At 62.2% G+C, this 21,744-nt stretch carries 17 protein-coding genes and 3 pseudogenes; 11 read left to right on the forward strand and 9 right to left on the reverse strand.

The genetic code is table 11. From position 1 onward, the window contains the following. The first annotated feature begins 392 nt into the window (after nt 1–392). The 3 genes and pseudogenes from VGN68_RS15640 (at nt 393) to VGN68_RS15650 (ending at nt 2,073) form a co-directional block, all read left to right on the forward strand. Nucleotides 393–1,033 (forward strand): annotated as a pseudogene (locus tag VGN68_RS15640) (transcription elongation protein SprT). 75 nt (nt 1,034–1,108) lie between these two features. Continuing rightward, the gene (gene parA / locus VGN68_RS15645) at nt 1,109–1,762 is read left to right on the forward strand and encodes a ParA family partition ATPase (RefSeq protein WP_327477790.1); all 654 of its coding nucleotides are present in this window, start codon (nt 1,109–1,111) and stop codon (nt 1,760–1,762) included. After that, nucleotides 1,759–2,073: a ribbon-helix-helix domain-containing protein gene (locus tag VGN68_RS15650; protein WP_327477792.1), complete on the forward strand. Its 315-nt coding sequence runs from the start codon at nt 1,759–1,761 to the stop codon at nt 2,071–2,073. The genes parA and VGN68_RS15650 overlap by 4 nt, the downstream gene beginning before the upstream one ends. Nucleotides 2,074–2,745: 672 nt before the next feature. On the opposite strand, the gene VGN68_RS15655 is transcribed toward VGN68_RS15650, so the two are convergent. Genes VGN68_RS15655 through VGN68_RS15665 form a run of 3 tightly spaced genes read right to left on the reverse strand, consistent with a single transcriptional unit; the run spans nt 2,746 to nt 4,341 of the window. Further along, complete coding sequence (locus VGN68_RS15655; RefSeq protein WP_257011066.1) at nt 2,746–3,042, reverse strand: GNAT family N-acetyltransferase; 297 nt, start codon at nt 3,040–3,042, stop codon at nt 2,746–2,748. 28 nt (nt 3,043–3,070) lie between these two features. Continuing rightward, nucleotides 3,071–3,670, reverse strand: a complete 600-nt coding sequence (locus VGN68_RS15660) for a GNAT family N-acetyltransferase (RefSeq protein ID WP_004212923.1) — start codon at nt 3,668–3,670, stop codon at nt 3,071–3,073. Continuing rightward, the gene (locus VGN68_RS15665; protein WP_080604539.1) at nt 3,667–4,341 is read right to left on the reverse strand and encodes a YgjV family protein; all 675 of its coding nucleotides are present in this window, start codon (nt 4,339–4,341) and stop codon (nt 3,667–3,669) included. Before VGN68_RS15665 ends, VGN68_RS15660 begins: the two co-directional genes overlap by 4 nt. 528 nt (nt 4,342–4,869) lie before the next feature. Between VGN68_RS15665 and VGN68_RS15670 the strand changes: the two genes are divergently transcribed. Beyond that, entirely contained in the window at nt 4,870–5,268 is a 399-nt protein-coding gene (locus VGN68_RS15670) for a hypothetical protein (protein ID WP_004212919.1), read from the forward strand. A gap of 72 nt (nt 5,269–5,340) precedes the next feature. Here VGN68_RS15670 and VGN68_RS15675 read toward each other — a convergent pair whose 3' ends face one another. After that, a complete protein-coding gene (locus VGN68_RS15675; protein WP_004212917.1) occupies nt 5,341–6,054 on the reverse strand; it encodes a TonB-dependent receptor in 714 nt (237 codons plus the stop codon). Between VGN68_RS15675 and istB the strand changes: the two are divergent. The 3 genes and pseudogenes from istB to VGN68_RS15690 form a co-directional block, all read left to right on the forward strand. Beyond that, nucleotides 5,975–6,313: pseudogene (gene istB, locus VGN68_RS15680) on the forward strand (IS21-like element ISSsp5 family helper ATPase IstB); the annotation flags it as partial. The gene VGN68_RS15675 and the pseudogene istB overlap by 80 nt on opposite strands. 72 nt (nt 6,314–6,385) lie before the next feature. After that, complete coding sequence (locus tag VGN68_RS15685; protein ID WP_004212916.1) at nt 6,386–7,540, forward strand: TonB-dependent receptor; 1,155 nt, start codon at nt 6,386–6,388, stop codon at nt 7,538–7,540. Next, nucleotides 7,540–9,240: an alkaline phosphatase D family protein gene (locus tag VGN68_RS15690; RefSeq protein ID WP_327477800.1), complete on the forward strand. Its 1,701-nt coding sequence runs from the start codon at nt 7,540–7,542 to the stop codon at nt 9,238–9,240. The genes VGN68_RS15685 and VGN68_RS15690 overlap by 1 nt, the downstream gene beginning before the upstream one ends. On the opposite strand, the gene VGN68_RS15695 is transcribed toward VGN68_RS15690, so the two are convergent. Next, nucleotides 9,233–9,502 carry a hypothetical protein gene (locus VGN68_RS15695; RefSeq protein ID WP_004212913.1) on the reverse strand — a complete coding sequence of 90 codons (270 nt, stop codon included), beginning with the start codon at nt 9,500–9,502 and terminating at the stop codon, nt 9,233–9,235. The two genes, VGN68_RS15690 and VGN68_RS15695, sit on opposite strands and share 8 nt — an antisense overlap. Before the next feature lie 171 nt (nt 9,503–9,673). On the opposite strand from VGN68_RS15695, the gene VGN68_RS15700 reads away from it, so the two are divergent. From VGN68_RS15700 to VGN68_RS15710, 3 genes are all read left to right on the forward strand, one after another. Beyond that, a complete protein-coding gene (locus tag VGN68_RS15700) occupies nt 9,674–9,856 on the forward strand; it encodes a hypothetical protein (protein ID WP_143058613.1) in 183 nt (60 codons plus the stop codon). Between the two features lie 419 nt (nt 9,857–10,275). Beyond that, nucleotides 10,276–12,732 carry a TonB-dependent receptor gene (locus VGN68_RS15705; RefSeq protein ID WP_004212911.1) on the forward strand — a complete coding sequence of 819 codons (2,457 nt, stop codon included), beginning with the start codon at nt 10,276–10,278 and terminating at the stop codon, nt 12,730–12,732. Next, nucleotides 12,732–13,850 (forward strand): glycerophosphodiester phosphodiesterase, encoded by a 1,119-nt coding sequence (locus tag VGN68_RS15710; RefSeq protein ID WP_004212909.1) that lies wholly within the window; start codon nt 12,732–12,734, stop codon nt 13,848–13,850. The genes VGN68_RS15705 and VGN68_RS15710 overlap by 1 nt, the downstream gene beginning before the upstream one ends. 727 nt (nt 13,851–14,577) lie before the next feature. Here VGN68_RS15710 and VGN68_RS15715 read toward each other — a convergent pair. The 3 genes from VGN68_RS15715 to VGN68_RS15725 all read right to left on the reverse strand — a co-directional run bounded on the left by VGN68_RS15715 (nt 14,578) and on the right by VGN68_RS15725 (nt 18,615). Further along, nucleotides 14,578–17,061, reverse strand: a complete 2,484-nt coding sequence (locus VGN68_RS15715; RefSeq protein WP_004212907.1) for a TonB-dependent receptor domain-containing protein — start codon at nt 17,059–17,061, stop codon at nt 14,578–14,580. A gap of 82 nt (nt 17,062–17,143) precedes the next feature. Further along, a complete protein-coding gene (locus tag VGN68_RS15720) occupies nt 17,144–18,040 on the reverse strand; it encodes a FecR family protein (protein WP_004212906.1) in 897 nt (298 codons plus the stop codon). Continuing rightward, entirely contained in the window at nt 18,040–18,615 is a 576-nt protein-coding gene (locus VGN68_RS15725; protein WP_004212904.1) for an RNA polymerase sigma factor, read from the reverse strand. The genes VGN68_RS15720 and VGN68_RS15725 overlap by 1 nt, the downstream gene beginning before the upstream one ends. Before the next feature lie 124 nt (nt 18,616–18,739). On the opposite strand from VGN68_RS15725, the gene VGN68_RS15730 reads away from it, so the two are divergent. Next, a complete protein-coding gene (locus tag VGN68_RS15730) occupies nt 18,740–20,236 on the forward strand; it encodes an alkaline phosphatase D family protein (RefSeq protein ID WP_037472268.1) in 1,497 nt (498 codons plus the stop codon). A 74-nt stretch (nt 20,237–20,310) separates the two neighbouring features. On the opposite strand, the pseudogene VGN68_RS15735 reads toward VGN68_RS15730, so the two are convergent. Further along, nucleotides 20,311–21,744, reverse strand: a pseudogene (locus VGN68_RS15735) (catalase); the annotation flags it as partial.

Here is a 21,744-nt window from a genome sequence, read left to right on the forward strand (position 1 = left end):
TCTGAAAACGTAGTCCCAATGTAGTCACAAAATCTGATTTTGGCAATGGGTGCGGTGATTATGCGCCTGCCGCTGGCGCGGCACCGTGGCTCTAGTCGCTCACGCTCCCCAAGCCCGCAAGCGGTCTTGGCCCAAGGTAACGATCCACATGGCGGAAGCGAGATCGCTGCGCGGATCTCGCGCAGCAGTGCCGGGGGAAAGGCGGTCCCGGCCGCCTCTCCCCCGCAACGGCAATCAGCGGGACCGTGGCTCACTCGGCTGCGCCTCCCTGCGCCGCGCACCACTCCCGCAGATTCCCGCTGCCCCCCTCTCTCGCCGGCGTTCTTGGGCGTCCGTGTTCCGGCCGATGGCATGGCCATCGCCGGACAGGCGATTTGAAGGGAGTAAAGACGATGACCCACGAAACCCGCGAAAGCTGGCTCAATGCCGTGGCGCAGGGCATGGCTCTGCTGTTCGAGGCGCTGGACGCCCCCTGCCCGACCGCTTACGCGTGGCGATCGGCTTCACCAGCAGAGGCGCGAAGGGCAAGGCGATCGGTGAGTGCTGGGACAACCGACTTAGCGCGGACGGGCATTTTGAAATCTTCATTCGCCCGGACCTAGCGCACGCGCCCGATGCGATGCCGGCGCAGATCGCGGCCATCCTCGCGCATGAGCTGGTCCATGCCGCCGTCGGCATCCCGGCAGGGCATGGGAAGGCGTTTAAACGGGTCGCGCTGGGGCTGGGGTTGGTCGGGCCTATGCGCGCCACCACCCCCGGCGAGGCGTTCCTTGCGGCCGTCGCACCGATCCTCGATGCCGCTGGCCCCCTCCCCCATGCCCGTCTCGACACGGACGGGGAGTCGACCGCGCCCAAGGAGCAGAAAACCCGGATGCTGAAATGCGAGTGCGCGACGTGCGGCTATACCGCGAGGACCGCGCGCAAATGGCTTGAGCAGGCCGGAGCGCCGCTTTGCCCGATCGAGGATCACGGCCAGATGAGCCATGAGGCGCTGGACGATGACAGCGAGGATGAGGGCGGCGAGGACGGCTAGACGCCCTGCCCTTTCATCCGATAGCCGCTTGCGCTATGACCACATGCAAACATGAGTTCATGTAAGGATATTCACATGCCAACAATCGCGATCATCAGCCAGAAGGGGGGCGCGGGCAAGACCACCCTCGCCTTGCACCTGGCCGCAGCCGCCGAGGATTCCGGGCATACCGCGCTGGTGATCGATCTCGACCCGCAGGCGACGGCGAGCCAATGGGCGGCATGGCGGCAGGACGCGCCCCCGGTCGTGATCGACAGCGCCCCCCCTCGCCTTGCCGCCAAGATCGAGCAAGCGACGGCGCAGGGCGCGGAGTTCATCGTGATCGACACCCCGCCCCATGCCGACAGCGCCGCCAGCGCCGCCGTCGAGGCGGCCGACCTGGTGTTGATACCTTGTCGGCCGAGCGCGTTCGACCTGGCCGCGATCAAGACCACGGCCAGCCTTGTGAAGATGCGCGGCAAGCCCGCTTTCGTGATCTTCACGGCGGGAAGCCCGACCGCGCCACGCATGTATGACGAGGCGGCGCAGCTCGTGCAGGGTTACGGGCTGGACGCCTGCCCGCTGCGTGTCGCGGATCGCGCCGCGTTCCGCCATGCGGCGACCGAGGGAAAAACCGTGATGGAGATCGAACCGAATGGCAAGGCGGCCGATGAGGTGCGTCAGCTTTACAAGTGGGCATGTGAACATGTAAACATGCCAGCAGATAGGAGGCGGAGGGCCAGCGCATGAGCCGGAAGGGATCATTGCTTGCATTGCGGGATCGGGACGCAGCGCCGACGCCGGCGACGGCCGAGCCGGAGGGAAGGGCGGCCGCGCCGCGCGCCCGCAGCACTGGCATAGGCACCGGCAGCAGTTCGAGCAGCAGCCCGGTTGCGCCGAGCCGTCAGGGCAAGAAGGCGATGACGGGCTATTTCAGCCCGGAAATGTCGTTCGCCATGCACATGACCGCCCGCAAGCACGGCATGAGCTTGCAGGACGCGATGGCCGAGGCGTTCAACGACTGGCTCCGAAAGATGGGGGAAAGTCCTGTAGGCAAGTGAGCATGTTCACATGCAAACATATAGCTTAGGGGAAAACTCATGGCCGTGCTAATCGTGTCCGCCATCTTCGCACTGGTGATGATCGGATTGTCCATCCGGGCAAACGCCCGTTTCCGGCAGGAAAGGAAACTGCCGATGCAATGGCGGCTTTCACGATGATTGTGTTGAAAAACTCTCAGAGGCATTTCCTTGGGTAATATTCGAATTCAGGCGCAGTGGCAGGCGCATCAATGATTCGCAGGGCGCGGGCCGTCTGCATCATTGTTACCGAAAATCGGCGGGACGCACCTCAGCACCGACTTTTTCAACACAATCACGATCAGAGCCGCTTTCCAATTTGGTGAATTGGTCCGCACCTCGCGTTCTAGCTCTCAGCTTCACGCCCTTCCTTGCGATCTGTGTGCTGGGGCTGTTCAATGTTACCGCGATGACCCTAACGCCGAGGCCAGGGCAGGAGGGGATGCTGTTACCGTCCCCGATCTTTATTGGAGGCGCGTTCGTGGCGGCCCATGTTTTCCAGCTTTGGTTGATCGGAAGGAGCCTGGGCCGAAGTTAAACTCAATGTCGTCATGTTCACATGCAAACATGGCAGTTAACGCCACGACACTGGGGGCGTTTGCGGGAGGGGGCGGAATCCTACGCCAAGCTCGCCCAGATAGCCGGCGCGAGATCTTACTTGTTGCTGCCTTCTACGGTCGCGCCAGAAAGGCGACGGCTCAGTTCTATCCGGCGATGGCTACGCATTTTGAAGGTGTCTGGCCCAACGCGCCGATACTCAATGAAGCCGAGAGAACGCCAAAATCGCTCTGCCGCTTCATTCGCTTCCAGCACGGCCAACCGAATCTCTGTGGCACCTCTCGCAGCGGCCCAGCTTTCGACCGTCGAGTAAATTGAGCGTCCGACGCCACGACCACGCTGTCGAGCCGCTACCGTGAATCCGTGTCCCGATAATGTACAGGGGCCAGTCAGTCTGGAAAGGCGGGATGATAGTTATGCATCACGCTAACGCATCCTCCTCAGCATCAGCATCGAGCATTCGGCCCATCGCGTAGTAATCGCCAATAACGCCTGATTCTTTATTGGCTGCCACAACATCTCCGCACACGGTATAGCCAAGCCGTTCATAAAATGCGAACGCCCGGTCGTTGCGAACAGCGACGTGGAAGATCAGGAAGAGCAAGCCACGGCGACGTACCCATTCCTCGGCGGACTTCACCAGGCTTGCTCCAAGCCCACGTCCCTGCCACCGTGTCCGGATAGCCAGATTAAAAGAGGCAAATTCTGCAGCGCCTTCGATGCACACGCTCCGTACATCTATGTAGCCGACGAGGTCGCCTATGCGTTGCAGGACGAAGATGCCTCGCTCGCCGGCTACGGCGGCGTTTAGTTCGGCAGTTGTGCGGCGCAGGAGTTCCCCTCGATCCCGGACATCGAAGATCATATGTTCCGCTTCGCGAGCGAGGGCGATCTTCAAGCGTACCAAAGCTTTAGCGTCGTCAAGGTTCGCCGGCCGTAGCTCGCTCCAGCTCTGCTTTCCGCCTACTTGAGCTATCGAACGCGCCGGCGGGAGTGGGCGCGCGTATATTACCTGTGTCATGTGAGGATCTGGACTCCCTGTAACGCGCGCGCGCGCTTTGAGATCGCGAGTTTGCCGAGGGAAAGGTGACCAGAGCGGAAAGCGTGACGTGGGGAAAGCCGCGCCGGATAGCTGAGGCTGCGCGGCCCGTCCGCTTGACGCTGTTCCCGCTTCCAAAAGGCAAAAAGCCCGAGCAGATTCCCCGCGACCGATACAAGATCAACGGCCAAGGCGAACGGTGCGCCAATGAGAAGATTGTGGGCCAGCCAGAAGGGCGCGGCCACGAGAAAGACGATCTTCATCCGCGTCGTTGATCGCTGGGTCCGCGCAATGAAAGAAGATGCACCGCCGCAAGCGGCAAGGCCGGACAGGATTCCATGCCAGGTCGCCACGGTGAGCAACAGCAGCGCGAGCAACGTCGCGCCGTCGAGCGCGAGCTTGGCAACCCGGTCACGAACCACCAGCGCGACGGTGAGCTGCATCAGGGAAAGAAGGCATGCGGCCGAAGCGGTAGGCGCGCCGATCAGCGCGAAGTGAAGCGCGAATGCGCCCGCGCCCGCGCCCTGCACCATGAGCGCTCCCCGGCGCGAGGGTAGGAGCGGCCAGCTCACCACGCAGCCGAGACCAACAGCCCCGAATAGGATCGCAGCTAACCCGGTGCTCGCAAACGTTTGATCGAGGAAAAGCGACATGCACGCTCGCGTCGGGGTTGGTCCGGCTTCCACCGTGAAGGAAGAAGGTTAATGTGGCGTTGTCGTCGACCGCTTTCCCATCGCGAGTCCCGGCCACAATGGCATTTGGCTTTTGACGAGGACTGGTTCATTCTGCGTCCAGCGCGGCGCTCTTCCCCTTGGGTTCCGCCCTTGTTTGGACCAGGACAATGGTGCGTGACGCTTTCAAGCTTCTCGCCATCTCGACGTCGCTCGTGCTTTCTGGCTGCGTCAGTCCGCGAGAAATGGCCGCTCGCCATCGGGCGGCGTGTGCGAGCTACGGCTTCCAGCCTGGAACGGAGAGCTATGCGAATTGCCTTCTCCAGCTCGACGTAGGTGATTACGGCTACGGCCATCATAGGGGTGGCGTGCCGTTGTTTCCCGCCCGGCATCAGGCGCCCGCGCCGCCTCCGCCTATCGCCACGCAGGACTAAGGTCGGCTAAAGTTCACTGATGCCCCATCGTCCTGACCTATTGATCTACGCACTTTCGCTCGGAAGCGCAGCGCCCGTGGCGGCTCAGCAGGTGGTGCCCGCCAAACCACGAACCGCCGCGGGTGCGTCGAAGTTCGTCCAGGACATGCTGACCCGCGGCACAGCCGTCGCAAAGCCTTGGCCGGGTTTCGTGCGGAACAGCAGGATCACGAGCGTAGGAGTGAAAGGTGGTTGCCTCGTTACGCTCACGCTCGCCGACAAAAGCGCCCTCAGCGTGAAACTAGATCAGGTGGTTGCGATCCGACCGCTTTACTCGGCCAACGCGCCCCAGGCGTCGGTGGAGATCAAAGGGGGCGCGCAGCCCTACGAGGGTCTCGATATATTCGTCGGGGACAACGACGCGGTGCGCCGCGTCGGTGATGCCCTGGAGTTCATGCGCCAGTCCTGTGATCCATCGGCGAAGACTGGTTTCTAAACCGGCCAGCGGCGTCTCACCGACTTTTGCGAGGGCGGCTTGATCCGCACCCGACCAAGTTGGCCAACACCGTTATAATCTCATTCTAACCGTTGCGCGCACCGTCGTCGGCGCGCCGGGCATGATGTTGTTGTCGTTGTAGGCGGACGAGAAATAATCGCTGTTAAGCAGATTCTCGACGTTGATTTGCGCCTCGATCTGGGGGGTGAGCTTGAAGAATGCGGCGGCATCGACGCGGGTGAAGGCGGGCAGGATGGCGGTGTTGCTGATGGACGTGAAGCTTTTCGACTGGTGGTAGACACCGGCGCCGGCCCCCAAGCGTGGGGTGAGGTCGTAACGCGTCCAGAGCGAAGCCTGTTGTTTTGGAACCAGCGGAACCTCGCGCCCGGCCGGGGCGGCACTCGTCGTTTTGCGAATTGTCGCGTCCTGCAGCGCATAGCCCGCGCTGATCTGCCACTGGGGTGTGATCGCGCCGCTAAGGCCGAGTTCGAGCCCTTTGCTGCGCTGCGCGCCCGTGAGCACCGTCCGTGCGGGGTCATTGGGGTCGGCCGCGCGGGTGTTGGTGCGGTCAAGCTGGTAGATGGCGGCGGTCAGGTTCAGCGTCGGGCGGATATCCCATTTGAGGCCAAGCTCGTAATTGTCGAACCTCTCCGGCTCCAGCGCGGCGCTGGTGACATCGAGCGATGAGAATTGATCCCCCGACTGCAGCGAAATGATGGAGGCCCGCGACGAGCGCCGTCTTCTGCGCTTCCAGAAGCAGATGGCCGGATACAAGCTGCTCATCATCGACGAACTGGGCTTTGTGCCGCTCTCCAAGACCGGCGCCGAACTGTTGTTCGAGCTGATCTCCCAGCGTTACGAACGCGGCTCCACCTTCATCACCAGCAACCTGCCCTTCGACGAATGGACCGAAACCTTCGGATCTGAGCGTCTCACAGGCGCGCTCCTCGATCGCCTGACCCATCACGTCAGCATCCTCGAGATGAACGGCGAAAGCTATCGCCTCGCGCACAGCCGGGCCCGCAAGGCCAAAACCAGACCCTGAAAATTACACCAATGCCGGGGGGAGTGGCCCTCGGGCTACGCCCTCACGCCACTCCCCCCGGCATGTAACACGATGGCCTGGTTTTACGCCGCCGAATGGCCGACTTTTGCTCCGCCGTTGACAATCGAGGCACGGCTGCAGAATCGCGACAAGGGCAACATCAACTGGACGGTCGGCGGTGCCTGGTTCAAGGACAAGATCAGCCTGTTCAGCACGCTGGACGGCGCCGACACCTTCCGTACCGTGTTCGAAGCGAACTATCTGCAGCGGCGCGAAAGCCTCGCGGCCTTCGCAGACGTCGATTTCAAGGTCGCGCCGCGCCTTCGTGCCGATCTGGGCGTGCGCATCAGCAACGAAAAGAACCGCTTCAGCGGCTACACGCATGATCTCAACCCCTATGGCGTGTCGATCGGATCGCTGGTGTTCGCCCTGCCCGCCGAATTCGACAACAAGCTCAGTGAGACGAGCCCTTCGGGTCGCGCCACGGTCACGTATGAACTGAGCGAGGATGCACGGGTCTATGGCTCGGTCGGACGCGGCTTCCGTGCCGGCGGTTTCGACGGCAGCACGATCTGGTCGACCCCCGAAGCCGATGCATTCAAGTCGGAAAGCGTATGGGCCTATGAAGGCGGGGTGAAGTTCATGCCTGCGCGCGGCCCTGTGCAGTTCGAAGTTGCGGGCTTCTATTATGATTTCTCGAACATTCAGGCCGGTTCCTTCCGCACCTATGATGGCGCCACCACCAGCGTACGCACCAATGTGGGCAAGGCGCGCAGCTATGGCGGCGAGGCCAGCTTCACGATCCGCCCGGTGCGCCCGATGACCATCAATTTCGGCGTCGCGCTGCTCGACACGAAGGTCACCGCGATCGAGGCGATCACCGCTGCCGAAAAGGCGCGCCTGGGCAACGACTTGCCGTTCGCGCCGAACATGACGCTGAACGGCTCGATCCGCTACGAGTTCGCGCTGAACGATCGCATGACGCTGACGCCTCAGGTCGATGCCCGCTACGTCGATGCCTATTATGGCGATCTCGACAATACGGCGCCGGTCGGGGACTTCGCGCTCGTCAATGCGCGCATCGATCTCAAGATCGACCAGCGCTGGACCGTGGCCGGCTTCGTGCGCAACATCGCCGATGTCGATTACACGACCGGCGGATCGGCGACGCAGGCATTCAGCGGCACGCCGCGCACCTGGGGCGTTTCGCTCGGGGCGCGTTTCTGATGGCGCTGACGCGGCGCGGCGTTCTTGCGGGATCGGCGGCGGGCGGGCTTTTGCTCGCCGCCGGTCCCGCCGGGGCAAAAACGAACATGGTCTTCGCGCATGGCGTGGCGAGCGGCGATCCGCATGCCGACAGCGTCCTGCTGTGGACCCGCGTGACCGATCCTGCCCATGGGCCGGTCAGCGGCACATGGGAAATGGCCGAGGATGAACTGTTCACGCGCATCGCTGCGCGCGGATCGTTCAGCACATCGGCGGCGCGGGACCATACGGTCAAGGTGATCGCCTCCGGCCTGAAGGCGGGCCGCAAATATTTCTACCGCTTCCGTGCCATGGACACGGTATCGGCGATCGGGCGGGCAAAAACCCTGCCAACGGGACGCATCGATCGTCTCGATATCGTGCTCGCCTGCTGCGCCATGTATATGTTCGGCGAATTTCACGCCTACCGGGCCATTGCCGATCGGGAAGCGGTGGACCTCATCCTCTTCGTGGGCGACTATATTTACGAATATGGCGCCAACTCGATGCCCGCACTCATGGATGTTCGGGCGATCGAGCCAACGCACGACACGGTCACGCTCGCCGACTATCGCGCACGCTATGCACAGTGGCGTCGTGATCCGGCCCTGCGCGACGCCCATGCCCGCGCGTCGTGGATTTGCATGTGGGACGACCATGAAATCGCGAACGACGACTGGATGCATGGTGCCCAGCATCACGATCCGGCGGCCAACGGCGACTGGGAGGAGCGCAAGGCTGCGGCGGTTCATGCCTATCTGGAATGGATGCCGATCCGCGATCCTGTCACTTCCGATCCCTATGGCATCACCCGCAGCTTCGCGTTCGGCGATCTCGCGACGCTGGCCCTGCCCGAAACCCGGCTCAAGGCCCGCCAGCAGCAATTGTCGCTGGCCAAGGATCTCGACTGGCATGTTGTCGACCGGCGCGGCAGTGGGGAGCGGGTGATATCCGACCCGGCGGAACTCAAGACACTCGACCTCAAGGCCCTGCCGCAAGGCGTCACGCGCGAACCCGATGTCGCAGCCTTCCGCGAGAAACTTGCCGATCCCGCGCGCGAAATGATCGGCGCGGAACAATGCGCATGGCTGGCGGACGAACTGAAGGCCCATAAGGATGCTCGCCGCCCGTGGTTCCTGTTCGGCAGCGCGACCATCCTGTCCAGCTACGTCTATCCCGATCTGACGAAGTTTCCCGATGGCAAGGTAGCGCTGGCGCCGATGTACGCCCTGACGCGCTATGGCCTGCCGCTTCTCAATGTCGATTCCTGGGACGGCTATGCCGGCGAGCGGGACAAGCTGTACGACCAGTTCGAGAAAAGCGGCGCGAACCTGCTCGTGCTGTCGGGCGACAGTCACATGGCCTGGATCAACGAACCCCATCGCGGGGACCGCCGGATTGGTCTCGAGCTTTCCGCCTCCACGCTGACCGGTCCTTCGATCGGGGAACTGCTCCTGCCGTCGGGGCCGGTCGGCGACGCCTTTGTCCACGACAATCGCGATATACGCTGGTGCGACACCAATGCCGTTGGTTTCGTAACGGTATCGCTGACACGCGACCGGGTGGAGGCCGACTTCGTCCGCGTCCTAACGCCGCGCCAGGCGATCGGAAAGCTCGACATCGCGCGCCATGCCAGCGCACGGATCGCCGAAGATGGGTTGAGCGGCTGGGAGATCAGCTGACCGAACGGCACTGCGTCGGAGCGATCCGGCGCAGTGCCAGCAGGCCGATGAGGCCAGCCAGGCATGAGGGCAGCGCGTAGATCGCCCGCAAGGTGGTTTCGCCTAGCCCATGCGCGGCACCCGGCAGGAAGCCGATAAAGGCGAGCGCCGTGAGCGCCCCGAAAACGCCCAGCGCGGCGGCGAGCTTGTTCGCGACATTGAACGGCGCATAGTGCGTGGCAGCAAAGCCATTGCCGCCCGATCGCACCAGATCCGACACCATCGCCCGCAGCAGCTATATAGTCCGCACCCCATGCGAAACTGCGGATGAGCAGATGGGCCAGCAGCAGCGCCCCGGTCCACCCGTGAATCCCCAGTGCCTCCTCTATGAAGAAGAGCGTCACCGCCCCTTCTGCCGCGTCGGCGGCGCCGAGCGCCCGCATAGAGCAACAGGATGAGCACCAGTTCCCGGCGCAGCAGTATCGGGACCAAGGAGTCTCGATTGCCTTGGTACATCCACATCGACGAGGAAAAGACCGCGAGGTCGCTGGCGCTCAAAGGCGCTTTTCTTGCTCCTTTCATGAACGGCTTGTCGCTGACATGGAACGACCGCCTTGCAGGATCTGATGATGATTGAGTTACAAATTACGACGCGGACTTTTTTGTACGAGAGATTCTATCCGTAAAACTGACTCACGGCATAGCAACCGGGCACAACAACTATCGGCTCGGGAGAAAATAGTCTCTGAGCCCAACCCACTATCGTCATTTGCTGCACAATGCCCGATGCTCGCCTGCGAACTTTCCCCTTACCGAAAAGCTTGGGCTACTTACTGAGCGCAGACGGACCAATACACAGCCACGCCTGATATCTCTCGCCGAAATTCGGACCTACACCGCACCTTGACCGCCATCATAAGCGTCAGGACGCAATGCAACATGTCCGCCGCCCAAATGTCATCAAATCGACCCGAAACGGACCGGAAATCGCAACTCGCTCCATTTAACGCGATGCTGCAAGTGCGAAATTGCGCGCTGCTTTGGGGATATTGGGTCATGAATATTTTGCACACGCGTTCGCGCGCCTGCCTGCTAGGCAGTGCCGGCCTGCTCGCTCTGGTAGTAAGCGCGCCCGCTTTTTCGCAGACGCCCACGCCCGCAGCAGACCAAGCGGCGCAGGTCGATGGCGAGGCAACGTCCATCGTCGTGACCGGTGTTAAGGCTACACGCTCTGCGACCGCCATTACCACAACCGAAATCCAGAAGATCCTGCCGGGCGTTGCGCCGTTCAAGGCGATCCAGACCCTGCCGGGTGTCATGTATGTGACTGCCGATCCGTGGGGCAACAACGAGCAGAACGCCTCGCTCTTCATCCATGGCTTCAGCGCTCAGCAGTTGGGCCATACCCTGGACGGCGTGCCGCTGGGCGATCAGAGCTACGGCAATTTCAACGGCCTCTCTCCGCAGCGCGCTATCATCTCCGAAAATGTCGGCAGCGTCGTTGTCGCCACCGGCACCGCGGAACTGGGCATCGCGTCGACCAGCAACCTGGGCGGCGGGATCGAGAATTTCTCCAGCGATCCGCGCCAGCAGATGGGCGCACAGTTGAACCACACTTTCGGCAGCTACGGGACGGCCCGCACATTCGTTCGCCTCGACAGCGGCGAGTTTGGCGACGGCAATAGCGGCTATGTCTCGGTCCTGCGCCATCGTGCGCGCGCCTGGGATTTCCGCGGCAAGCAGAAGGGCTGGGCCGCCAACGCCAAATTCGTCCATGACGACAGCAATGGCAAGCTGACCGCCTATTTCAGCTATTCCGACAAGCAGGAACCCAATGAGGACGCGACCACCGTCTTCAAGAACCCTACCAATGCGGCGCAGGCCTATCAGCCCTATACCCGCCCCTTCTTCTACCCCGATTTCGCCGGCGCGGTCGCTTATCTGAACGCCAGCGGCAATGTGCCGGCCGCCGAGGCGCAGAATTATCGCAACTATTACAGCGCCGCGATCCGGACCGATTATCTGGGCTACATCAAATATCAGGCCCATCTGTCCGACCAAGTCGACTGGTCGAACCAGGTATATTATCATAATAATGACGGCGCGGGCATCGTCGCCGGACCGATCACGGTCGCGGGCCTGCCCAACCTGTTCTCGCTCTATTTCCCCGGCCAGAATCTGAAGACGGCCACCGGCAATTCGGGCTATGCGATCCGTACCACCGAATATCGCATCGATCGCGGCGGCATCCTGTCCTCGATCGACGCGACGTTGGGCAACCATCAGATTCAGCTTGGTGCGTGGTACGAATATAACAGCTCGGCCGCCTATCGGAACTGGTATGCGCTCAATGTGACCCGGCCGCAGGACTACAACCCCTATTCGCTGCCGCCGCATGATCCGCTGTTCACCCAATATGCCAGCGAGATGCGCACCAATGTTCTGCAACTTCATGTGCAGGACAGCTGGCAGGTCACGCCCAGCCTGCTGGTCCAGGGCGGTTTCAAGTCCAGCCTGCAATTTGCCAGCGGCACCTTCCCGGTCCAGCCGATCATCGGATCGCTGCCTGGTTCGGCAAGCGCCCTGCCCGAAGGCGAGATCAACACCAAGCGCTGGTTCCTGCCCGCGATCGGCGCGAAGTGGGACTTCACCGACAGCGAGCAGGTCTATGTCAACGTGCAGAAGAACCTGCGCCACTTCCAGCCTTATGGCGGCGGCGGCGTCACGCCGTGGAGCAGCGGCAGCCAGGCGGCATTCGACAATCTGAAGTTCAATGGCCGCCCCGAAACCTCCTGGGTCTATGAAATCGGCCTACGCAGCCGCCGGACCATCGACAGTTCGTTCCTGACCGGGATCGAAGCGCAGGTGAACTATTATCATGTCGATTTCAGCGATCGCCTGCTTGGCATCACGCCTCCCGGCGCGATCGGCGGCATCGGCGGCAGTGGCATCAGCGGCGGCACACCCGCCGTGTTCAACGTCGGCGGCGTGAAGACGGACGGTATCGACGCGGCGCTGACGCTGCGCTTCGGGCAGGTCTTCTCGCTCTACAACGCCGTGTCCTACAACCGCTCCATCTACGACAGCGACTATAGCACTATCACTGGCGCCGCGACTGGCACGCGGATCGGCGGCATCGCGACCGTGGGCGGCGTCGTGCCCACCGGCGGCAAGCTGATCCCTGTCAGCCCGAAGTGGATGAACAAGACGGTTGCGACGCTGACGCTCGGCGATTTCGATGCCCAGATGATCGGCGACTATGTCGGCCGCCGTGTCACCACCTTCACCAACGATGCATCGGTCAAGTCGGTGTTCCAGGCCAGCGCCCGGATCGCTTATCGCCTGCCCGCCAGCATGGTCGGCCTGCAAAAGGCGGAGATCAGCCTGAACGTCACCAACCTGTTCGACACGACGGGTGCATCGACGGTGCAGGCGAGTGCGAACACCAACAATTACAATGTCTACCCAATCCCGCCGCGCCAGTGGTTCGCCACATTGTCGGTGAACTACTGATGCAGGACAGGTCGGTATCCCGCCGTTCGCTGCTTCAGGCGGGTGCCGGCCTGACCGCCGCATTTGCGACGGATGTGGGGGCAGCGATCGCCGCCCCTGCCCGTCGCAAGGGTCCGCCGCTGCTCATCGCCCATCGCGGCGCATCGGCGCTGCGCCCAGAACATACGCTTGCCGCCTATGCCAAGGCGATCCAAGACGGGGCCGACTATGTCGAGCCTGACCTGGTCGCTACGAAGGACGGCGTGCTGGTCGCGCGGCACGAGAATAATATCGCGGAAACCAGCGACGTTGCCGCCCGGGCCGATTTTGCCGCGCGCAAGACGGTCAAAACGATCGACGGCGAGCGACAGGAAGGTTGGTTCACGGAGGATTTCACCTTCGCGGAACTCAAGACGTTACGCGCGAAAGAGCGGCTGGGCGCCATACGGCCCGAAAGCCAATCCTATGACGGCGCATTCCAGATCGTGTCGATGGAGGAAATCGCCGATTTCGTGGCGGCCGAATCCGCCGCGCGCGGCCGGACCATCGGCCTGATCCCGGAGATCAAGCATTCCACCTATTTCGCAGGCATCGGCCTGCAACAGGAGCAGCGGCTGATCGATATCATCGGCAAGAGCGCCTATCTGCAACGCGCGCCGTTCGCCATCCAGTCGTTCGAGGTCGCTAATCTACGCGCGTTGCGCGGCAGGATCGGCGCCTATCCCAACATCCAGCTGGCCCAGTTGATCGGCGACCCGGCCCAGATGCCGGCCGATGTGCAGGCGGCGGGCAACAAGCGCTTCTATCGCGATATGCTGACGCCCGCAGGTCTTTCCGAAATCGCCAGCTATGCAGATTATCTTGCGCCCCATGTCCGGATGATCATTCCTGTGGACGAGGATCAGCGCCTGACAAAACCCACGGGGCTCGTCGATGCCGCACATGCGGCGGGCCTTCTCGTCAGCATCTGGACCTTCCGCCCGGAAAATCAGTTCCTGGCCGCCGATTTTCGCAGCGACAAAGGCGTTTCCGCGCGCAACGAAGAAGGCAGCATTGCAGAGATGCAGCGCTATCTTGCAACGGGTGTCGATGCGATCTTCACAGACGATCCGGCTTTGGGACGGCGTGCGATTTCCTAGGATAGAGAGAATAAAAACTGCCTATTCCAAATTCACCTCTACCGGTCATTTGATCGCCATCTGGACTGGCCAGCCACAGCAAGTCCACTTCTCTTGACCATCTGCAAGCCCGATCGCAGTTTCGGATCTTCGCGCCGCTTGTGGTCGAATTGCAGCCGTTGGTTGCGCCACCCGAGCCGGCGCGCGCAGTTGCTCCCAACGTCGATCGGCTTTCCAGTCACGTCAGGCCTGATTGGGAAAGCCTGATCCTAGTGCATCTGGAACCCGGCCCGCGCCCGTGCAATTCGTCAGCAGGGCACCGCCCATATATGCTTCGGCGTGAACCGCGTCCGCATGGTGCCATCCTCTGCTATCGTCGGGGAATCGTGATCTTTCGACCTGGATCAGGCCGCACTCGATATGCTCATACGTGCCCAGCCCCTGCCGGCAATTCCCGCCGAGAGCCTGATGTCGTCGAGCTGACGATCCTCGTCGCTTTCAGCCTGCGGTGATCCATGCCATCTGAAGCTGCCACGGTGATGGATAGGCGTCGGCAATGAAGCCGCCTCGTCACCTAGCGCTACCTCCGGCCCGTTTGGCTGCCGATATCGACCGATCTCTTCTACCCGTCAGGACAAATGCGCCATAATGACAAGGCGCCACCTGCCAAGGCATTGGCAGATGGCGCCTCACCGGGCGACCCGAAGGCTGGAGGCCCCGCATAAGCGGAGCCACCTTCGGCCGGTTTTTAGAAGCTCATGCGAACGCCCATCGCATAGGTGGCGGGCGCACCGACCATACGCGACGCGCCGTTCATTTCGGGATAATAGACTTCGTCCGTGATGTTTCGGCCCATGGCATAGATCGACCAGCCATGCGGCGATTCCAGCTCGATCCGGGCATTGAGCAGCGTGTAAGCCGGCGAGGTGTTGCCGACGACCGCGTTCAGGCGGTTCGATTCCTTGCCATGATGGAAGATGTTGGCGCGGCTCTTTAGCACCCAGCCATCACCGAATCTGTAGCTGTGGACGAGGCCGACCCGACCGGTCCATTTCGGCGCACCGGGCAGCGGATCGCCGACAGTCGCGGTCACATCGGCGATGCGGTTGGAATTAAACTCGGTGATCTTCGAATAGAGATAGGTGCCCGATGCGTCGAAATCGAGTTTGTGCCCGCCGCTGTTCAGCAGGTTGACGTCCAGTGCGGCTTCGAAGCCGCGGGTCTTGGCCTTACCGACATTAGTGCGGCCGTTGGTGTCATTGTCGAGGCGCGTCGTCGCCTGAAGATTGTCGAAATCATTGGCGAAGGCGTCAAGCGACAGACGGATCGGCCCTTTATAATAACGCACGCCCGCTTCATAAGCCCAGACCGTCTCGGACTGGAACGGCTCCGTCTCGGCCAGCGTCATGATCGACGTGCCATCAAAGCCGCCCGAACGATAGCCGCGCGCGACCGACGCGAAGACATTCAAATCGTCGGTGATGAACCACTGCGCGGCAGCACGGCCGGACAGGTCGTCATCCTTGAACTGCTTGTCCCACTGAAAATTGGGCGTCGTCGCGAAAAATGTGGCGTAATTGGATATGCCCCAAGGGTTATCGTCGATGTTGCGGCCCTGCGAATCCACATCGTCCTTGGTATAGCGCAGGCCCAGCGTCAGCTTGATCTTGGGCAACAACTCATAATCAGCCTGACCGAACAGCGCGGCGCTACGGCGGCGCTGATTATGGACATTATGATATATGGTCCGCGCGGCCCAGCTGGTCCATTGGCTCTGATAGTCGATCTTGTCGCTCATGTAGAAGCCGCCGATCAACCAGTTGAAACGCCCCTGCTGCTCGTTGCGCAGGCGCATTTCGAGCGATGCCTGGCTCAGATCTTCATCGAACAGATATTCATATTGGGGATAGGGCGTGCCATCGCCATTGCCGCCGATATTGCGCTGGCTCGACTGCCAGCCGGCGACCATGTCGAAGCGGGTGGCATCGTTCAGCAGGTGCGAAAATTGTGCGGACGCGCCTTTGATGTCGATCCGTTGCTGAAAATAGGCCCGCGAATAGAAGCTGTAGGGGTCTTTATCTTCGCCGGCATTGAGAACACTGCTGTCCTCCGCTGCGCTGATGCGGTCATATTGACGGGCATCGCCACGGTCGCGACTGGCAAAGGCCTTCAGCGTCAGACTGGTATCTGGACCGAAATCGATATCCACCGTACCGCGCGCGGCGAACAGATCCTTGTCGCCAAAGCCCTTGCGTGCGCCCGGATCGTTGATCGCAGGCACCTGTCTCTGGACCACGCCGCCGACGCTCAGTTGCGCGCCCGCCAGATCGCCCGCGCCCTTCCCGTTCATGAAGCCGCCGCCCTGATCGGTCATCACTGCCAGTCGCACGCGCATATTGTCGCTGACCGGACCGCCGATCGCCGCTTCCGCGCGCAGGCTGTCATAGCTGCCATAACGCACATCGGCATAGCCGTCGAACGTGTCGCGGCCGCCGCGCGTGATCGCGTTGACGACGCCGGCCGTGGTGTTGCGGCCATAGAGAGTGCCCTGCGGCCCACGCAGCACCTCGATCCGCTCCAGATCGAACAGAGGCATGCCGAGATAGGCGTTGGAGCTTTGATAGACGCCGTCCACATGAAGGGCGACCGACGGGCTGCCATTGGGCTTGTAGTCGTCGGCGCCGCCGATCCCGCGGATGGTCAGCAGGCCATAGCTTTCGCCGCCCGTGCTGTAGTTGATCGACAGGCCCGGTACTTCATCGACCAGACTGGCGAAATCGGTAATCTTGCGTTCTGCCGCTTCCACGCCCGAAACGACGGTGATCGCCTGCGGTACTTTCGACAGGTCTTCGACCCGCTTTTGCGCGGTGACGATGATGTCACCGCCACCCGCAACGCCCGCCCCCGCTTCGGCAGCCGACAATTCGGTCGGCGCCTTGGCGACGGCGAGCGAGATCATCGCCGCGCCCTCGTAGGAAATGGCCACGCCTCGTCCGGCGATCAGGCGGCGCAGCGCCTCGGCACGGGAAAAGCGCCCCTTGAGCGCGATCGAGCGGCGACCGGCGATGGCGTCATAGGGGAAGACCATCTGCACGCCGGCCTGCCGACCGAACTCGTTCAGCGACGTCGCCATATTCTGCGCCGGGATGTTGAAGGCGATAGCGCGATCGCTCGCGGCACTGGCGGGCGCCGCGGCGAGGATCAAGGGTAGTGCGACGACATGAAAACTCATTATTGCCCTCCGATGGAAGCGTCTCTCGGAGGATGGGATGGGTGGGCGCGGCACGACCTCTATCGCAGCTGCAAAAAAATTATCAGCCGGCCGTGAGGGTAATGGCTCCATTTTCGCTGCGCTGCGATCGGATGCCGAACGACGCATGCAATGCGGTCAGCAGATCATTGGGGTTGGTGGTCGTAAAACGCCCCCCCAGCCGAATGCGCGACAGCGCCGGATCGGCGATGACGATCCTGGGGTCGAGATAGCGATTAAATTCGGCCACGACGAAGTCGAGGCTCTCGCCTTCGAACACCAGTTGACCATCTTTCCAGCTGCGCGCCCGGTCCAGCGTTACCGGGTCGGCCGGTCCGATAGCCACGTTCTGGCCGATCACGCGCGCCATCGCCCCTGCTGTAAGCCCATCGCCCCGTACGCTATCGGCCATGCCATTCAGCACGAGAAAGTCGAAGGATTCAGGTTGCTGTCGCGCATTGAAGCTGCCGGTGCCGAGTGTGAATCGTGCGCTTCCTGCCTCCAATGTCAGCTTGCCGCGCAGCGAAGCCGGAACCGTAAGGCCGATCTCGCCACGCTCCAACCAGATGCGGCTTTCCCCCTTGTCGATCCGCCAACTGATCCGCGTGCCTGTATTAAGTTCGATCCGGGTGCCATCGTCCAGCACCAGCGCGCGCCGTTCACCTATCGCCGTTTTGGCATGTTCGCGCGCAGTGGCGCGTACCGCCAGCAGCGCGCCGGCGACCGACGCACCACCGGCCAAGACGCCGGCACGCAACATCCCACGGCGGTTGATGGCGGTGGGCGCCGGTTCGGCCGGACGGTCCTCGACCGCGCGTAGACGCTCCACCTGCTCGAAGGCATGAGCCACCTGGGCAAAGGCGATGGCATGGCGGGGATCGGCCGCACGCCATTGTTCGAAAGCCTGCGGCGTGACCGAGCCTGCATCGAGCGCCGCCAGCCAGCCGGCGGCTTCCTCCATCATTTTCTCTGGTGTCGGTGGCGTTGCCATAAGCGCGAAAACGGGGCCCTTTCTTCCTGCGGTGGCGCTTCCTGCATCGCATAGGCAAGAATGGCCAGCCCTTTGGCAAGATGCTTCTCTACAGTAGAGACCGACAAACCCATCCGCACCGCTATATCGCCCGGCAATAATCCTTCGATCCGCCGCATCTTCACCACCGCGCGCGCCTGTGGCGGCAATTGCTCCATCAGCGCGATCAGCCGTGCCAGCTCCATATTGCCCGATAGCACTGCAAATTGATCCGGCGCGCTATCGGCAATTTCCATCGCTTCCATATCGGCCAGATGCTCGAACCGCACGACGGTGGCGCGACGATGACGTTCATGCGCCAGATTGCGGATGATGGTGAGGACGAAGCTGCGGGGATTGACGATCTCGCGATGATGCGACGCATTGATCGCGCGGGCATAGGCCTCCTGCACCAGATCCTCGGCCTCGGCCGTGGGGACCAGCCGAGCCGCCTGCCGCCGGAAAGCGACCCGGTGCGGCAATATCTCATCAATGAACCAGCGGTCTACATCCCTCAACCAGGTCACGGCGGCTTCCCCCTTCAGATGAGCGGGGCGGTTAGTCAGTCGGCATGACAATATCGGGACAATATCCACATTCGTCGGGGGTCGCTGTCGCATTACTGTCAAACGCCGCCGATAGGGCCGCCCGATGCAAGCCTCTCCCTGGCATCGCCGCGCCGTGCTGGGCGCCATGGTCGCGCTTGGCGCCACGCCGCTCCGGGTGCTCGCCGCACCCTTCACTGCGCAGGCCGACCCCTTTGCGCTCGGCGTCGCCAGCGGCGATCCATCCCGCGACGGCTTCGTTTTGTGGACGCGCCTCGTCGGCCCCGACGCCCACCCTCTTCGGGCCGGATCGATCCCGGTCCGTTACGAGGTCGCCGAGGATGAAGGATTTCGCAACATCGTCCGGACCGGCGCATTGAACGCGCATCCCGAGGCGGCGCACAGCATCCATCTCGAACTGACCGGACTACGACCGGGGCGCCCCTATCATTATCGCTTCCATGCGCTTGGCGCGACCAGCCCGGTCGGGCGTACCGCAACCGTGCCGGACCGCACCAACCGGTTGCGGCTGGCGCTCACATCCTGCCAGCATTGGGAATTGGGATGGTTCGGCGCCTATCGCGACATGCTGGCGGGCGATCCCGACCTGATCGTGCAGGTCGGCGACTATATTTACGAAACATCCTATCCCGACCAGCCCAAGGTCCGCGATTTCGGCGCGCCCGAACCACGCGATCTGGATGGGTACCGCGCCCGCTACGCCCTCTATCGCACCGATCCGGATTTGCAGGAAGCGCACCGGCGCGTGCCCTGGCTCGTCACATGGGACGATCATGAGGTGCTGAACGATTATGCCGCGCTCGCCAATCGAGAGGGGCTACCTCCCGAAATTTTCGCGGCGCGGCGAGCGGCGGCCTATCAGGCCTATTTCGAACATATGCCGATCCGCCCCAGCCTGTGGCGCTCCATGGCCAGCCCGCGCCTCTATCGTGGGGTGGACTGGGGCGAACTGGCATCGCTTTCCATGCTCGACACGCGCCAATTCCGGTCCAACCCGCCATGCGCGGCGCCGTCGGTAGCCCGCAACGTCCGGCTCGATCATTGCGCCGAACGGTTGGCGCCCGATCGGACCATGCTGGGACAGGCGCAGGAGGCATGGCTGGCTCAGCGCCTTTCCCAAGAGCGGCGCCCTTGGACTTTATTGGCGCAGGGCGTGTTTTTTGCGCCGCTGGCGCTCGATGGCGGGGGTGACGCTGTCTATAGCGACCAGTGGGACGGCTATGTCGCAGGCCGCTCACGGCTGCTGGATCAGCTCGCCCGCCCCAATGTCCGCAATCCCCTAATTCTAAGCGGCGACGTCCACAGTTTTTGGCTGAATGATCTGCATCGGGCGGATGGCACCCCGCCAGTGGCGACCGAAATCGTCACCTCCGCCCTTGCTGCCCAATCGCCGCCAGCCGGCCGCTTCGGCGAGGTTCGCGCAAATAACCCCCACATCCGCTTTCATGACCTGAACCATAGCGGCTACGTCCGCATCGAGATCGAACCGACGCGACTAGTGGCACAATTTCGTGCACTGAATCTGAAATCGGCCCGGGCAAAGCCCAAGATCCTGCAACAGGTGGAACAGGATATCAGGTAGGCGACAACTGCATTTAGCCCGGCTAAAAGACATGAGCGACCAGGCGTTAAACTGATCGCTCATCATGTCTTCTCTCAAGCCAGCATACGCAGCGATGGTTCGCGGTCATAGAAGCGGAGAGCCGCCGCCTTGACGAACGCTGCATCGACCCCCGTGACGCCCGCGTCGGGCACCACGCCGGCCTTGTCGAGCAAGGGCTGCGCTGTCTCATTCGCGCCAATCGCCTTGAGATGGCCAAAGGCGTTCATCACAAATTCGACCGCCGCGCCTTCGTTCAGCAGCGTCGCGCAGCCCTCCTGCGACACTATGATCGCCACGGCATCGAAAATCTGACTCGGCGATCCTGCCAGCTGACCATCGGCCTTCTGCTGCTTGCCGTTGGAGAGCTTTGCGCCACCGACTTTGGGCGCGACGATCACAGCCTTGCCCTTGGCTTTTTCTACTGCCGTGACGATTGCTGCCAGTTCGTCCGCATCGCTGCCGTCCGCGATCAGAATGCCGACTTTGCGCCCCTCAAGCGTCGCCAGCATATTCTTATGGATCGAAAGTGCGTCCGAAGGCGGCATGTCGATCGGCTCCTTGGCGGCGGGCGTCTTTTTCGGCAGATCGATCGCTAAGCCGTCCGCAACCCGGCTCGCCAGGTCTTCGTCCACATTGCGTAGATTGGCCACCATCCGGCCGGGCACCTGATCGAGCTGTGCCACCTTCGAGAGTTCGAACACGAAGGACGAGGCGATATGGGCTTGTTCACTGATCGTCTGTGAACGGTAGAATAAACGCGCCTGACTGTAATGATCGGCGAAGGTTTCCGCCCGCACGCGCAGCTTGTCGCCGCTCTCTTCAGGGCCAGTGGCGGCGTTTGCCGTTACAAAGCCGACGTCCGGGCTTTCGCGCGGTCCACCTTCCTCGCCATGCGCCGCCAGGCTGTTGGGTTCATAATTGGCACGGCCCTTGGGCACCATCGTCTGCATTTTTCCGTCCCGCTGGAAATTGCCGAACGGACAGCGCGGTGCGTTTACCGGGATCTGATGGAAGTTGGTGGTGCCGAGACGTGAATTTTGCGTATCCAGATAGGAGAAGAGCCGGCCCTGAAGCAGCGGATCATTCGAAAAATCGATGCCTGGCGGAACATTCGAGGGCAGGAATGCGACCTGCTCGGTTTCGGCGAAGAAATTGTCGACATTGCGGTTGAGCGTCAGTGTGCCGATCAGGCGCACGGGCACATCCTCTTCCGGGATGAGCTTGGTCGCGTCGAGCACGTCATAGGGTTGCGCCTCGGCAAACGCCTCGTCGAACAATTGGATACCCAGATCCCATTGCGGGAAATCGCCGGCGTCGATCGCCTCGAACAGGTCGCGGCGCTGATAGTCATTGTCCGCCGCCTGGAGCTTCAGCGCTTCGTCCCAAATGGTAGACTGAATCCCAAGTCGGGGCTTCCAGTGGAACTTGGCCCAGTCGGCCCGAAGCTGCGATTTTGGCCAGGTTGAAGAACGAACACTGAACGCTTG

Origin of the sequence: Sphingopyxis sp. (assembly GCF_035998965.1) — a bacterium.
GTDB lineage: Bacteria > Pseudomonadota > Alphaproteobacteria > Sphingomonadales > Sphingomonadaceae > Sphingopyxis.

Coding starts and splice junctions, on each gene's coding strand:
- VGN68_RS15700 (WP_143058613.1), top strand. CDS start 9,674: ATGAGCACCAGTTCCCGGCGCAGCAGTATCGGGACCAAGGAGTCTCGA.
- VGN68_RS15715 (WP_004212907.1), bottom strand. CDS start 17,061: ATGAGTTTTCATGTCGTCGCACTACCCTTGATCCTCGCCGCGGCGCCC.
- VGN68_RS15710 (WP_004212909.1), top strand. CDS start 12,732: ATGCAGGACAGGTCGGTATCCCGCCGTTCGCTGCTTCAGGCGGGTGCC.
- parA (WP_327477790.1), top strand. CDS start 1,109: ATGCCAACAATCGCGATCATCAGCCAGAAGGGGGGCGCGGGCAAGACC.
- VGN68_RS15675 (WP_004212917.1), bottom strand. CDS start 6,054: ATGATGAGCAGCTTGTATCCGGCCATCTGCTTCTGGAAGCGCAGAAGA.
- VGN68_RS15690 (WP_327477800.1), top strand. CDS start 7,540: ATGGCGCTGACGCGGCGCGGCGTTCTTGCGGGATCGGCGGCGGGCGGG.
- VGN68_RS15720 (WP_004212906.1), bottom strand. CDS start 18,040: ATGGAGGAAGCCGCCGGCTGGCTGGCGGCGCTCGATGCAGGCTCGGTC.
- VGN68_RS15705 (WP_004212911.1), top strand. CDS start 10,276: ATGAATATTTTGCACACGCGTTCGCGCGCCTGCCTGCTAGGCAGTGCC.
- VGN68_RS15730 (WP_037472268.1), top strand. CDS start 18,740: ATGCAAGCCTCTCCCTGGCATCGCCGCGCCGTGCTGGGCGCCATGGTC.
- VGN68_RS15685 (WP_004212916.1), top strand. CDS start 6,386: ATGGCCTGGTTTTACGCCGCCGAATGGCCGACTTTTGCTCCGCCGTTG.
- VGN68_RS15650 (WP_327477792.1), top strand. CDS start 1,759: ATGAGCCGGAAGGGATCATTGCTTGCATTGCGGGATCGGGACGCAGCG.
- VGN68_RS15695 (WP_004212913.1), bottom strand. CDS start 9,502: ATGGTGTCGGATCTGGTGCGATCGGGCGGCAATGGCTTTGCTGCCACG.
- VGN68_RS15665 (WP_080604539.1), bottom strand. CDS start 4,341: ATGTCGCTTTTCCTCGATCAAACGTTTGCGAGCACCGGGTTAGCTGCG.
- VGN68_RS15660 (WP_004212923.1), bottom strand. CDS start 3,670: ATGACACAGGTAATATACGCGCGCCCACTCCCGCCGGCGCGTTCGATA.